This window comes from Streptomyces sp. NPDC014734 (assembly GCF_043083325.1).
GTDB lineage: Bacteria > Actinomycetota > Actinomycetes > Streptomycetales > Streptomycetaceae > Streptomyces.
Map to the genome: position 1 here is coordinate 432,540 of NZ_JBIBYN010000003.1, position 13,576 is coordinate 446,115.

The following is a 13,576-nucleotide window of genomic DNA, read 5'->3' on the forward strand; positions in this document are numbered from 1 at the left end:
AGTGGACGCCGCAACCTCCCTCGTCTCGGTCTTCACCGAGTGCGCCCGCGCCCATCCCGACCGCCCCGCCCTCGGGGACCTCAGCTACGCCGGGCTCGACGCCCGCACCAACCGCGTCGGCCACCAACTCCGTGCGGCGGGCGTGCGCACCGGCGACGTCGTCGGAGTCCGCGCGCCCCGCGGCGAGGAGACCGTGGTGCTGCTCCTCGGGATCCTGAAGGCGGGCGCGGCCTACCTCGCCCTGGACCCCGGGCAGCCCCTCGACTGCCAGCGGCAGATGCTGGCCGACGCGTCGGCGACCGTGCTGTTCGACCTCACGGGCCGGGCGCGGGGCGCCGGGACACCGGCTCCGGGTGCGGGGGAGACCCACGACTTCCCCGGCTGCCGGGTGCTCGCGGAAGTCGACGACGAGGCGCCGGACACCCCGGTGGACGCGGGCGTCGGGTCCGCGGACCTCGCCTACGTCGCGTACACCTCGGGCTCCACGGGCCGCCCCAAGGGCGTGGCCGTACCGCACCGGGCCGTGCTGCGGCTGGTGGTGGACGGGGACGTCGTCGACGCCGGTCCGCAGGACGTGTTCCTGCACTTCGCGCCGGTCGCGTTCGACGCCTCGACGCTGGAGATCTGGGGCGCGCTGCTCAACGGGGCCCGCCTCGCCGTCATGCCGCCCGGCGCGCCGTCCCTGACCCGGCTGCTCGACTTCGTACGGGACGAGCGGGTCACCGTGGCGTGGCTGACCGCGGGACTCTTCCACCGGGCCGTGGACACGGGACTCACCGGGCTGCCGCACCTGCGGCGGCTCATCGCCGGAGGCGACGTGCTCTCGCCCGGCCACGTCGAACGCGCCGTGCGCGACCTGCCGCACGCCACCGTCGTCAACGGGTACGGGCCCACCGAGAACACGACGTTCACCTGCTGTCACCCGGTGACGACGCCGGTCGAGGACAGCGTGCCCATCGGCCGCCCCGTCCGCGGCACCGGCGTCCACCTCCTCGACTCCCGGCTGTGCCCGGTCGCCGACGGCGAGGTCGGCGAGATCTACGCCACGGGCCCGGGCCTCGCGCACGGCTACGTCAACGACCCGGCCGCGACCGCGTCCCGCTTCGTCGCCGACCCCTACGGACCGCCGGGCTCCCGCATGTACCGCACGGGCGACCTCGCCCGCCGGACCGGGAGAACCCTGCACTTCCTGGGCCGTGCCGACGGCCAGGTGAAGATACGGGGCTTCCGTGTCGAGACGGACGAGGTGGCCGCCGCGCTCCTGACCCACCCCGGCGTCCGGCAGGCGGCCGTGACCGCCCCGTGGCGCGACGCCCGGCCCCGGGAACGCGTCCTGACCGCCCACGTCGTGACCGCGCCCGGCGCGTCCGTCCTGGACGTCCGCGCCCACCTGGCCCGGCTGCTGCCGCCGTACGCCGTGCCCTCCCTGATCCGCACTCTGGACGCCCTGCCGCTGCGGGACAACGGCAAGGTGGACCGGACCGCCCTGGAAGAAATCGGCCCCCTGGAACGCCCCGCGGTCAACGCCGCGCACCGGCAGCCGGAGACGGGCCTGGAGGCGGCCGTCGTCCAGCTGTGGTCGGACCGGCTGGGTACCGCGGGCGTCGGCGCCGACGACGACTTCTTCGAACTGGGCGGCCACTCGCTGCTCGCCCTGACCATCACCGGCGAAATCCTGCGGATGTACGGAGTCGAAGTGTCACCGCTCGACTTCTACCTCGACCCGACCCCCGCCGGACTCGCCCGCACCGTCCGGAGAGCCACGCGAGGAGACACCCGGAACGAGTCGCGGGAGGACGCGGACAGAACGACGCCGGAGGCCGCGCGGCCCGCCATGCGCCATCCCGCGCCGGAGGTCTCCTCGTGAGGATTCCCCCGGCCCCGTCCGGCCCCCTCGACCCGGCCGGCATCGACCTGTTCGACCCGCACGTGCACGCCGAGGGCGACCCGCACGCCGTCTGGACCCACCTGCGCGCGCAGGCCCCGTTGCACCGCCAGACCCTGCCCGACGGGCGTGCCTTCTGGTCGGTGACCCGCTACCACGACGCCTGCCGCGTCCTGTCCGACCACCGCGACTTCACCTCCGAGCGCGGCAGCCTCCTGCACCAGCTGGGCCGCCACGACGCGGCAGGCGGCCGCATGCTCGTGGCGACCGACCCGCCGCGCCACACCGAACTGCGCCGCCCGCTGAACCGGCTGTTCGCCCCCGGCGCGCGGGCGGGCCTGGAACAGCGGCTGCGCACCGCCGCCCGGTGGGTGCTCGCCCCCGCCGCCGCACCGGCGGAGTGGGACCTGGCCGAGCGGGCGCGGGCGCTGCCGATGGCGGTCGCGGGCGCGGTGCTGGACCTGCCCGAGGAGGACTGGCCCGAACTGTTCCGCTGGACGGCGTCCGCCGCCGCCCCCGACGACCGGGACCTGCGGGTGGGCGGCAGCTCCGCCGCGACCCTGGCCGTCGCGCACCACCAGCTGTTCGCCTACTTCACCGACCAGGTGGCCCGGCGCAGGGGAACCGCGGGCGAGGACGTGATCCGGCTCCTGATGAGCATGCGGGCGGGCGACCGGCCGCTCACGGACGAGGAGGTCGTCGTCAACTGCTACAGCGTGCTGCTGGGAGCCAACGCGACGACGCCGCACACCGTCTCGGGCACGGTGCAGGCCCTCATGGACCACCCGGAGGTGTTCCGCGCGGTCGCACGGGACCCCTCCCTGGTGCCCGGACTGGTGGAGGAGGGACTGCGCTGGACCTCGCCCGCCAGCAGCTTCCTGCGCCACGCGGTCGAGGACACCGAGCTGAGCGGCGGCGTGGTGCCCGCGGGGGACGCCGTCGCGGTCTGGGTGGGCTCGGCCAACCGGGATGAGCGGGTGTTCACCGACCCGTTCCGCTTCGACCCGGGCCGTACCGGCAACCGGCACATCGCCTTCGGCTTCGGACCGCACTACTGCCTGGGCGCGGCAGTGGCCCGGCAGACCCTGCGGATCTTCTTCGAGGAGGTCTTCGAGCGGGTCGCCGAGTTCCGGCCCGCCGGGGAGCCGCGGCGCCTGGTGTCGAACTTCGTCGCGGGCCTGGCCCGGCTGCCCGTCCACACCCGGCCGCGAACGTCCTGAGCACCGAGCCCTCCGGCCGCGCACGCCCCTAAGGAGCAGAACATGAGCGCCGACACCGACGAGATCGCGGCAGCGTTCCGCACGATCCTGAGCCGGCACCTCGACGGCCAGGGGATCGGCCTGGACGACGACTTCTACGCGATGGGAGGCGACTCCCTGACCGCCCTCAGAGTGGTCGCCGACGCGAACGCGCAGGGCATCGACGTCACCCTGCGGGACGTCCTGCACCATTCCACCCCGCGCACGCTCGCCGCCCACCTGGCCGCCAGGGACGATGAGGCGGCGGACGACCGTCCAGCCACCGGCGGCCTCACCGCCACGGACCGGGCACTGATGCCGCCCGGGCTGGCCGGTGCACTGCCCGCGTCCGCTCTCCAGGTCGCGATGATCTACCTGTGCGACAGCAGCGCGGACCCCGGGCTCTACCACTCGGAGTTCAGCTGGGAGGTGGGCGAGCCCTTCGACGAGCCCCGCTTCCGCAGGGCGCTGGCGGCTCTGTGCGAGCGGCATCCGGCGCTGCGCTCCTCCTTCGACCTCGGCACGTACTCCGTACCGGCGCAGTTGTTCCACCGGAGCGTCGAAGTACCGCTGGTGGTGGGCGCGGCCCCGGACCGCGACACGGCGCTCGACTGGACCGGCGCACCGCTGTTCCGGTGCGGGGTCGAGCCCGCACCGGGGTCGTTCCGGGTGACCCTGCGCGTCCATCACGCCCTCGTCGACGGCTGGGGCTACGGGCGGCTGATCGTGGACCTCCTCGCCCTCTACCAGGAGTCGCCCCTGCCCGGCCTGCCGCAGGGCGTCGAGCAGGCGTTCCTCGACGCCGAGCACGCACAGCTCGCCGACCCGGCGGCCGTCGAGTACTGGCGCGGACAGGCGGGCGAGCCCGTGCTCTTCCCCGGGTCCGCCCGCTTCACCGGGGCCGCCGACGCCCGGGAGAGCGTGGAGTTCCCCCTGCCCGACCCTCTGGTTGCCTCCCTCAAGGACACGGCGAAGGAGCTGCGCGTCCCGCTCAAGTCCCTTGCGTTCGCCGCCCACGCGCAGGCCCTTGCCGTGCTCACCGGTCACAGCGAGACCGTGACGGGCCTGGTGGTCAACACCCGGCCGCAGACCGAGGGCGCCGACCTCGTCGCCGGGCTCTACCTGAACACCGTGCCGGTCCGCGTCCGGGCCCGCGGCTCCTGGCCGGACCGGGCGGTCGCCGCGCTGGTCGCGGAACGCAACGCGCGACGGCACGCCGCGTACCCGCTCGCCCACATCGAGCGCGAACTGGGCCGTCCGGCCTTCGAGGCAACCTTCAACTTCACCCACTTCCACCTCTACCGCGACCTCGACGGACTGGACGGCCTCGACGTCGGGGGCTGGCGAGTACGGGGGAAGCCGAGCTTCCCGTTCCGGGTGGACTTCGAGCTGGAGGGGCTGGAGGCGGGCAGTCGTGTCGTCGTCGCGTACGACCCGGAGCGGCTGCCCGAGGCGCGGGCGAAGCGCTACGCGGACCTGTTCGAGCAGGCGCTCGGCGAGGCGGCCGCCGCATGAGGCGGCCGGCCCGCGACCGCCCCCTCCTGGCGATCGCCTACGACGACGGGGCCGTGTCCCCGGGCGAGGTGGGGGTCGCTCTCGCCGATCTGGGCGATGTCGTGTTCCTGGTGCCCGACACGGCGCACGTGGCCGCGATGCGCCCGGTGCTCGCCCAACTCGGCGACGTACGGGACCTGTCGGGCGACGCGCGGAGCGACGCGGAAGCCGTGCGGGAACTCGCGCCGGACGTGCTCGTGACGTTCAGCGAACGCTTGATCCGGACCACCGCGGAGCTGGCCCGGGCGGCGGAACTGCCCTACCACACCCCGGACACCGCACTGCTGCTCACCGACAAGACCCGGCAGCGGGCCGCCCTGCGGGCCGCCGGGGTGGACGACGTGCGCACGGCTTCGCTGGACTCCCTGGCCGACTGGCCCGCGGCCCTCGCCCACGTCGGACTGCCCGCGGTCGTCAAACCGGTGCGCGGCGCGGGCAGCCGCCACACCCACCCCGTGCACGACGAGGAGGAAGCACTGCGCGTCCTGTCGGAGGTCTTCGCCGACCTGCCGCCCGCGCCGTCCGGTGAACCGCGGCTGACCATGGAGGAGATGCTGGTCGGACGCGACCGGCTGCCGCTGGGGGACTACGCGTCGGTGGAGAGCCTGTGCGGGCCCGAAGGCGTCACGCACCTCGCCGTCTCCGGCAAGCTCCCGCTGGTCGCCCCCTTCCGGGAACCCGGCCGCTACTGGCCGACCCAGCTCCCCGACGGCGAACGGCGGGCGGTCCTGGACCTGGTGACCCGTGCGCTGGAAGCGTTGGGCGTACGGCACGGCCTCACTCACACGGAGATAAAACTGACCCCCGAAGGGCCCCGGTTGATCGAGGTCAACGGCCGTATCGGCGGCCACGTCAACGGCATGGCCCGCACCGCGTGCGGCGTGGACCTCGTGCACGCGGCTGTGCTCCAGGCGCTGGGCCGCCCCACCGGCCTGGGGCCCCTGCGTCCCGACCGCGTTCACTTCCAGCACAACGGCCTCGCCCCGGTCCGGCCCTGCCGGCTGGTTTCCGTGGACGGGGCGGCCGCGGTGCGCGGCATGGCGGGAATCAGCGGCTACCGCAGCTTCGTACGACCGGACGAGCGGCTGCCGGGCGGTGCCATGACCCGCGAACTGGACGTGCTGTGGGGCGTCGCCGACACCCACGAGGAGATGGTGCGGGTCGTCCGGGACGCCCTCGACACCCTCCACTACACCTTCGACTTCACCGACCCGCAGGGCGGAGCGCATCCCACCGGAGCACCGACGGGCCTGCGCACCGTGGCCGCGTCCTCCTGCGGCGCCTGGCAGGACGTACCCGCTCCGGAACCCGCCTGTGAACCTGCCCGCGGGTCCGCGCGGACCCACTCCCAACCCGCCCCCGAAGGAGCCTCATGAGCACTCCCGCCGCCGCCTCTCCCGTCATGGCCCTGATCGACATCATCGACGGGCAGCGCTGGGACGACCTGAAGTCCGTCCTCGCCCGGGACTGCGTGATCGAGCGCCCCGGCTCGCAGCCCATGGTGGGTCTCGGCCGGATCGAGCACTTCTACCGCAACGAACGCCAGGTACGGCACGGGAAACACGCGGTGGACCGGGTGGTCGCCGACGAGGCCGCGGCGGCCTGCTGGGGCACGTTCCGCGGAGAGACCCCCGACGGCTCCGTGATCGAGGCCCGTTTCGCCGACACCTTCGTCCTGGCGGACGGTCTCATCCAGCGCCGCACCACCTACGTCCACGCACCGGCCCACTGACACCCCTTCGCGCACACCGGCCGGGGGGGGGGGGGGGGGGGGGGGGGCCCCCCCCCCCCCCGGCGCCCCCCCCCCCCCCCGGCCCCGGGGGGGGGGGGCCCGGGGGGGGGCCCCCCCGCCGCTCGTGCGGTCACATCCGGAACGGGTGAACCGTGTGCCGTATCTGTACGAGTGCTCTCGCAGGCACCGTCGGGAAGAAGGCCGAATCGGCCCGGGACGGCGCAGTGGCTGCGGGGACGGCGGTCTCGGCAACCCGGGCGCCGGTCGTGCGGTCCGTCGCCCGGGTTGCCGCTCAGTCCATCCCCAGCCCGCCCAGGAACCACGCCTCCGCGGCCCGGACGCGTGCCTCGCACTGTGCGCGGTCGGTGCCCGTGATGACGAAGGCGGCGAGGAAGTCGCCCGAGTGGCAGGCCTCGCCGACCTCGTCGCCGATTTCGGCGAAGCAGTGGTACTTCGCGACGCCGTCGGGGAGGTTCTCGGGGTCCGGCAGGGCGCGCAGTCGGCCCGGACGGCGGGTGAACAGCAACTGGCAGGCCAGTCGGTCGGGTTCGCGGCGGTGTGTGGGGCCCACGGGCAGTCCGAGCATGCGGCGCACCGGGTATTCGGCGGGGTCGAAGCCGAACATCGCCTGCTGGACGTCGCGGACCCCGGCGCCGCCCGCCCGGCAGGCGGCCTCGCAGAGCACCAGGTCGCCCTGCGGAGTGACGAACACCTCGATGTGGAAGGCGAAGTCGGTGCCGCCGCCGAACGCGTCGAGGAGCCGTTCCGCGAACTCCCTCAGCCGGTGCGTCAGCGGGTCGGTCGCGTCCAGCGCGATGTCGACGCGGGCCTTGCGGTCCGTGTAGTCGGCGAGGGCGTACAGGTACATGGACGGCCACAGGGTGGTGATGCCGCCGTCGAGGAACGTCCCGTCGATGTGGCACATCCGGCCCTCGACGTAGGCCTCCACGAGCCAGGCGGGTTCCCCGGCGTCGTCGGTCGGCTCGGCCTGCTCGCGCCAGTGCGCGTACTCCTGCTCGGTGCGCAGGATGCGCAGCCCGATCGAACCGGCGCCCCGGCGCGGTTTGACCACCACGGGGAGGCCGTGCTCGGCGGTGAAGGCGTCGAGGTCGTCCGTGCTGCCGAGCAGCGCGTGCGGGGCCACCGCGATTCCGGCCGCCAGGGCGGTCCGCTTCATCACCCACTTGTCGCGGTAGGGCACGGCGGACTCCGGTTGCTGGCCGCGCAGGCCGAAGCGGCGGCGCAGCAGCGCGGCGCGCTCGATGTCGTTCTCCTGGCAGGCGACGACGTCGCTCACCCCGTAGCGCTCGATGAGTTCGGCGGCGCGTCGTGCGACGTGCGCGCCGTGGTCGTAGTCGTCCAGCGCCTCGGCGTGCACGTAGGGCGCGTGGCCTGGCAACTCCTCGTTGTTGAGCTTGAGTTGTTCGGCGGAGGCGAGGAGGACGAGGTCCGTGCCGAGTCCGTCGAGCCACTTCTCGTACGGGTTGGCCCGCAGGGAGCCGCGGTGCAGAACGAGCGTGGTCATGCCGGTTCCCCTTCGTTCCAGATGCTGACGTAGCGCTCACCCGTGTCGGGCAGCAGGGTGACGACGGTGCGGCCCGCCTGTTCGGGGCGGCGGGCCACGAGCGTCGCGCCGTACACCGCGGCGCCCGAGGACAGCCCGGCGAAGATGCCCTGGTGCCGGATGAGGCGGCGGGCGGTCTCCAGCGCCGCCCCGTCCGGGCAGGTGAGGACCTCGTCGATCAGTGAGACGTCCGTGGTGGGGGAGACGAAGCCGCCGTTCAGGCCCGGAATGCGGTGCTGGCCGCCGAACCCCTGCGACAGGACGGGCGAGTTCTCCGGTTCGACGGCGACCACCGTCAGGTCCGGGTTGCGTTCCTTGAGGCAGCGGCCCGCGCCGGTCAGGGTGCCCCCGGTGCCGACACCGCAGACCAGGACGTCGACCCGGCCGCCGGTGTCGGCCCAGATCTCCGGGCCGGTCGTCTCGTAGTGGGCGCGGACGTTGTCGTCGTTCTCGTGCTGGCGGCTGTACCAGGAGCCGGGCGTGGACCGCTGGATCCGTTCGGCCTCGGCGATGGCACCGGCGAACCCGTCCGCGCTGGGCGTCTGCACGATTCCGGCGCCCAGGGCGCGCAGCAGACCGACCCGCTCCGGGGTGGCGCTGTCGGGCAGCACCACCGTGCACCGGTAGCCGCGGGTCGCGGCCATCGCGGCCAGCGCGATGCCGGTGTTGCCGGAGGTGGACTCGATGACGGTGCCGCCCGGCGGGAGGTCACCGCGCTCCTCGGCCCCCCGCAGCATGTACAGGGCGGCGCGGTCCTTGCTGGACGCGTACGGATTGTGCGACTCCAGCTTCGCCAGGACGTCCACGGAGGCGTCGACACCGGGCAGGGCGAGCCGGACGAGCGGAGTGTTCCCGATGAGTTCGTGCAGATGGTTCGCGACGCGGCGGTGGGGGACGAGTGTGGTCATGGCGGACTTTCTGTGCGGGGCGGGAGGGGCCGGCGGTCGGGATCACCAGGAGCCTGCCGACGCGAGCAGGCGCACGGGGTCCGGCGCGTCCTCGTCACGGGGCCCACGGGTCACGGAGGGCGGGGCGTAGACGCGCGCCCCCGGGCGCACGTCGTGGGTCACGGTGGCCATGGCGCCGATCAGGGCGTCGTCGCCGATGGTGACGGCGCCCAGGACGGTCGCGTTGGCACCCAGGACGACGCGGTCGCCGACCACCGGGTGACGGCGGGCGCCCGGCGGGAGGCCGTTGTCGCTCCACCAGCCGACGGCACCCAGCGTCACCTGGTGGAAGAGCGTGACGTCGTCGCCGATGCGGGCGGTCTCGCCGATGACGACGCCCGAGCCGTGGTCGATGAAGACCCGTCTGCCGACGACGGCGCCCGGATGGATCTCCACACCGGTGCGGCGGCGGGCGCGGCGGGCGACGGCGCGTGCCGCCAGGCGGTGGCCGCGCCGGTGCAGCCGGTGCGCGATCCGGTGCGCCCACAGGGCGGGGAGCGCGGGGTGCCACAGGCCCTCGAACCGGGTGCGGACCGAGGGGTCCCGTTCGACGACGACGTCCAGATCCTCGCGCAGGGTGCGCAGCAGTCCGTTCGGTTCGGGCATGTCCATCGACTCCTGGGAACGGTCGGGTACGGGCCGTCAGGCGGCGACGGGCCGCTGCGGTCCGGCGGGGTCCGGGGCCGCGGCGGCGCCGTCCCGGACCTCGGCCGGGGCGGGGGAACCGGGCACCCCGGCGGTTTCGGCGGTTCCGTTCACCTCGATCCGGATCGTCTGCCGGGTCAGGCGTTCGCACAGCTCGACCGCCGTGTCGGTGTCCTCGGCGCGCACCGCGACGAAGCCCGGCCGGTCCCAGTTGTCGCGCAGCGGCCGAATGGTGTCCCCGGGGCGCGCGTTCAGCTGGAGGGCCAGCACGTCGGGACGGGCACGGACCTCGTCGACCCCCTCGACGGCGGTGACGGTGCCCGGGTCGCTCAGCACGAATCGGGTGCAGGCCCCGCCCACCGGCCGCGGCGGTTCCGTCAGCGGCGCCACGTTGCCCAGCGGCCAGGCCGCCGCGTAGGCGGCCATGTTGATGCCGAGAGCGGCTTCCACCAGTTCGATGATCTGGCCGCCGCCGAGCCGGTTGTGGGACTCGATGACGAGCGGGCCGCGCCCGCCGAGCCTGATCTCGGTGTGGCTGGGACCGTCGGTGACGCCCATGACGGTGAGGAAGTCCGTGACCGCGTCCGCGATCAGACGGTGGGTGTCCGGTGCGAGGCGGGCGGGCACGGCGTGGCCGAGTTCCGCGAAGTGGCGCTCGTCGACGAGCTTCTCGGTGATCGCCACGACCACATGACGCCCGGCGAAACCGAACGCCTCGACACTGAACTCCGGTCCGTCGATGTATTCCTCCATCAGGAAGCCGTCGACGCGGAAGAGGGTCGAACCGCGGTCGGTGCGCCGCCCGAGCAGTTCCCCGATCCGCCGCCACACCCGGTCCAGGTCGTCGGGGCCCTCGGCCCGGATCAGCCCGAAACCGGCCGTGGTGCCGGTCGGCTTGACGATGAACGGGTACCCGGCGCGGGCCCCGAACGCGTCCAGCGAGGCCCGGTCGGTGACCCGGGCGTGTTCGACACCGGGATGCCCCCGTTCGGCCAGGTGAGCCCGCATCAGTGCCTTGTCCCGCATGCGGCGGCTCACCTCGCCGCGCTGCCCGTCGCCGAAGCCGAAGTGGTCGTTGAGCCGGGCCGCCGGGGTCAGACCGCCCTCGGTCAGCGAGAGCACCACGTCGAAGCCGTACAGGGCGCGGGCCGTCTCGGCGAACGGCAGCACGACGTCGTAGTCCGTGTAGTCGATCATCAGCAGGACGTCGGCGGTCGCGGTCTGGTACGGGGTGATCTTGTCGGGGTGCTGGAGGAACACCACGCGCACGCCCTGTTCCTTGACGTGGCGCAGATGCGCGTCGATGCCGCCCACGAGCAGCAGGGTCCGGGTGTCGTCGCTCACTGGAGGCTTCCTTCGGGGGCGAGGGCGGGCGGGACTTCGGCCGTCGTGCCGCGCACGGCGGTCCTGATCCCGTCACGGACGGCGGCGACGCGCGCGGCGGCCTGCTCGGGGGTGGCGCCGTCGACGACCACGTATCCGTGCCGGGTGGCGGAGCTGACGGTCGGGGGCAGTTCGTCGCCCGCGGACCAGGGGAGGTGCAGGGCGTGGACGTGGGGGAGCGCGGCGGCCTCCGCCACCCCGGACACGGTGTCCAGGACGCCGGCCGGGAAGCCGAAGAAGCCGATCGCCGCGGTGCGCCCGGGAACGGGCGCGGTCAGGGGCTCGCCCGCGAGGGCGCGGAAGACCCACGCCTCGATGTCGAAGCCGGCGGCGACCTCCACCAGCAGCGGGATGCGGTCCCCGCCCAGCCGGGCCTGCGACTCCACGACCCGGGGGCCGTCCGGGGTGAGGATCACCTCGGTGTGGGCCGGGCCGAAGCGGTAGCCCGCCAGGTCGAGCACCGACACGGCGAGGTCGCGCAGGGCCGCGGCGTCGGCCTCGGGCAGCGGGGCGGGGAAGACATGCCCGCTCTCGACGAAGTACGGGGCGCCGCCGGTCTCCTTCGCCGTGATCCCGATGACATGGTGGACGCCCCCGGCGCTCAGCGTCTCCACGCTGTACTCCGGGCCCTCCAGGTACTCCTCGACGACGTAGGGCCCCCGGTGGCCGTCCCGTTCGACCCGGGCGCTCCATTCCAGCAGGTCGTCGGGGCGCCGGATCAGGGCGATGCCCCGGCTGCCGGCCAGCCGGGTGGGTTTCACCACGACGGGCAGCGTGAAGTCGTCCAGCACGTCGGCGGCCTGTGCGGGGTCGGCGACCTCGCGGGCCCGTACGACGGACAACCCGGCCCCGTTGAGCAGGCGGCGCAGTGCGGCCTTGTCGTTGAGGCCGCGTACCGCCCGTGCCGGATTGGGGGCGAGTCCCAGTGCCTCGGCCGTCTCGGCCACCGGAACCATGGTGTCCTCGCTGCCCAGGTGCAGGACGAGGTCGATGCCGTGCCCGCGGGCCGTGTCGGCGATCAGCGCGCTCAGCGCGGCGCGGTCGCCGAAGTCGGTGAGGATCAGCTCCTCGGAGTGTTCCGCGACCTGGTCGAGATAGGCGCGTTCGCGCAACGCCGGGTCCCACACGGACCAGACCCGGAACCCCGCCCGCACGGCCTTGCGGACCAGTTGGTGATACGGCATCACCATGAGCAGTCTTCGGGGGGCGGACGCCGACGTCATGACTCGGTCCCTTCTCGGGGGTCGTGGGTTCTGCCACTGGGGGTGCTCATGCCGCGGTCACCGGCTCGGCGGTGGCCTTCTCCAGGGCCCGCCGCTCGTCGCGCACCCTCAGCAGGGAGCGGAAGACGAGGAGCGCGCCCGCGCCCCACACGCCGTACAGTGCGCTCATGCCCAGGGGCGACAGGAAGGCGCCGACGGTGACGCAGGCCGATCCGATGAGCAGGCCGATCCGGGCGTTCAGCCCGTAGGCGGCCATGTACTTGGTGCGGGCGGCCGGGTCGACGAGATCGGCGAGGATGGCCTGCTTGACCGGGACGTTGGCCAGCTCGCCCAGGGTGAGCGCGACGGCGGCGGCGATCAGCAGCCAGCCGGTGTTGCTGAACGCCCAGACCATGTATCCGGCGGTGAACACCACGATGCCCGCGTAGAGCCGGGCCCGGTCCGACAGGCGGCCGAACATCTTGCCCGCGAACAGGGCGAGTCCCACCACCAGTGCGGTGTTGACGGCGCGCAGGATGCCGAGCATCTCCACACCGTTCACGCGCGGCGCCCAGGAACCGACGGTGGCCAGGGTCTGCACCGGGAACTCGTCGGCGAGCCGCACCGCGATGTAGTAGCCGATCTGCACCTCGATGGCGCGCATCAGCACGGCCGCGGTGAGCAGACGCAGGAACACCCGGTCGCGGGCGACGGTCAGGTAGCCGCGCAGCATCGCGACGACACCGGTGGCGGCCTCCTTGGCCCCCTCCGGCGCGCTCTCGGTCACCCAGCGCCACATCACACCGGTCGTGGCCACGCACAGGACGGTGGCGGCGGTCAGCAGCTCGAAGAAGTAGCCCTCGTAGAAGAAACCGCCGATGAGCGCGCCGAAGGTGAACGCCAGATTGATCGACCAGTAGTTGATCGTGTAGACGAGTGTGCGGTTCTCCGGCGCCGAGACGTCGATGATCATGGCGTCGGCGGCGGGGGTCGCCATGTTGGACGCGCAGGTGTTCAGCAGGAACAGTGCGAACGTCGCCCAGCCGGAGCTCCACCAGGGCGAGTTGGCGAGTGCGATCAGCGCGAACGTGACCGCCGCGGCCGCCTCTCCCAGGACCAGCAGCGGCCGTCGGCCGTGCACGTCCGCCAGATGGCCGCCGAGGAAGTTGGACGCGATCCCGGCGGCGCCCACCACGAGCGTCATGACCCCCGCGGTGGCAGGGCCGTACAGCTTCGCCAGATGGATGACGAGCAGGGGCATCAGCATGATGCCGAGCAGGCGCTGGACGAAGCCCACGCCGAGCCTCAGCTTGATGTTGGGATGCAGTTCGCGGAATTTCACCGCAGTCTCCCGGGAGTCGGTTTCAGGCATCCTTGGGAAGGACGCGAAGGGGCGGGACGCGAAGGGGCGGGGCGCGAAGGGGCG

At 73.5% G+C, this 13,576-nt stretch carries 11 protein-coding genes; 5 read left to right on the forward strand and 6 right to left on the reverse strand.

Annotated features, from left to right (window positions below):
* Position 1 precedes the first annotated feature (1 nt).
* From ACF1CT_RS08340 to ACF1CT_RS08360, 5 genes are read left to right on the forward strand one after another with little or no spacing between them, the layout of a single operon-like run.
* On the forward strand, positions 2 to 1,867 hold the full coding sequence (locus ACF1CT_RS08340; protein WP_391782975.1) for a non-ribosomal peptide synthetase: 1,866 nt from the start codon (positions 2 to 4) through the stop codon (positions 1,865 to 1,867).
* The gene (locus tag ACF1CT_RS08345; protein WP_391782976.1) at positions 1,864 to 3,105 is read left to right on the forward strand and encodes a cytochrome P450; all 1,242 of its coding nucleotides are present in this window, start codon (positions 1,864 to 1,866) and stop codon (positions 3,103 to 3,105) included. Before ACF1CT_RS08340 ends, ACF1CT_RS08345 begins: the two co-directional genes overlap by 4 nt.
* A gap of 42 nt (positions 3,106 to 3,147) precedes the next feature.
* Entirely contained in the window at positions 3,148 to 4,638 is a 1,491-nt protein-coding gene (locus tag ACF1CT_RS08350) for a condensation domain-containing protein (protein ID WP_391782977.1), read from the forward strand.
* Complete coding sequence (locus ACF1CT_RS08355; protein ID WP_391782978.1) at positions 4,635 to 6,053, forward strand: acetyl-CoA carboxylase biotin carboxylase subunit family protein; 1,419 nt, start codon at positions 4,635 to 4,637, stop codon at positions 6,051 to 6,053. The genes ACF1CT_RS08350 and ACF1CT_RS08355 overlap by 4 nt, the downstream gene beginning before the upstream one ends.
* Positions 6,050 to 6,409, forward strand: a complete 360-nt coding sequence (locus tag ACF1CT_RS08360) for a nuclear transport factor 2 family protein (RefSeq protein ID WP_391782979.1) — start codon at positions 6,050 to 6,052, stop codon at positions 6,407 to 6,409. Before ACF1CT_RS08355 ends, ACF1CT_RS08360 begins: the two co-directional genes overlap by 4 nt.
* A gap of 292 nt (positions 6,410 to 6,701) precedes the next feature.
* On the opposite strand, the gene ACF1CT_RS08365 is transcribed toward ACF1CT_RS08360, so the two are convergent.
* The 6 genes from ACF1CT_RS08365 to ACF1CT_RS08390 are packed head-to-tail and all read right to left on the reverse strand — an operon-like array spanning position 6,702 to position 13,492.
* The gene (locus tag ACF1CT_RS08365; protein WP_391782980.1) at positions 6,702 to 7,934 is read right to left on the reverse strand and encodes an ATP-grasp domain-containing protein; all 1,233 of its coding nucleotides are present in this window, start codon (positions 7,932 to 7,934) and stop codon (positions 6,702 to 6,704) included.
* The gene (locus ACF1CT_RS08370; RefSeq protein ID WP_391782981.1) at positions 7,931 to 8,881 is read right to left on the reverse strand and encodes a PLP-dependent cysteine synthase family protein; all 951 of its coding nucleotides are present in this window, start codon (positions 8,879 to 8,881) and stop codon (positions 7,931 to 7,933) included. The genes ACF1CT_RS08365 and ACF1CT_RS08370 overlap by 4 nt, the downstream gene beginning before the upstream one ends.
* 42 nt (positions 8,882 to 8,923) lie before the next feature.
* Complete coding sequence (epsC, locus tag ACF1CT_RS08375; RefSeq protein WP_391782982.1) at positions 8,924 to 9,526, reverse strand: serine O-acetyltransferase EpsC; 603 nt, start codon at positions 9,524 to 9,526, stop codon at positions 8,924 to 8,926.
* A 36-nt stretch (positions 9,527 to 9,562) separates the two neighbouring features.
* Positions 9,563 to 10,909, reverse strand: a complete 1,347-nt coding sequence (locus ACF1CT_RS08380; protein WP_391782983.1) for an ATP-grasp domain-containing protein — start codon at positions 10,907 to 10,909, stop codon at positions 9,563 to 9,565.
* Positions 10,906 to 12,171: an ATP-grasp domain-containing protein gene (locus ACF1CT_RS08385; RefSeq protein WP_391782984.1), complete on the reverse strand. Its 1,266-nt coding sequence runs from the start codon at positions 12,169 to 12,171 to the stop codon at positions 10,906 to 10,908. Before ACF1CT_RS08385 ends, ACF1CT_RS08380 begins: the two co-directional genes overlap by 4 nt.
* A 46-nt stretch (positions 12,172 to 12,217) precedes the next feature.
* Positions 12,218 to 13,492, reverse strand: a complete 1,275-nt coding sequence (locus ACF1CT_RS08390) for an MFS transporter (protein WP_391782985.1) — start codon at positions 13,490 to 13,492, stop codon at positions 12,218 to 12,220.
* Between the last annotated feature and the right edge of the window lie 84 nt (positions 13,493 to 13,576).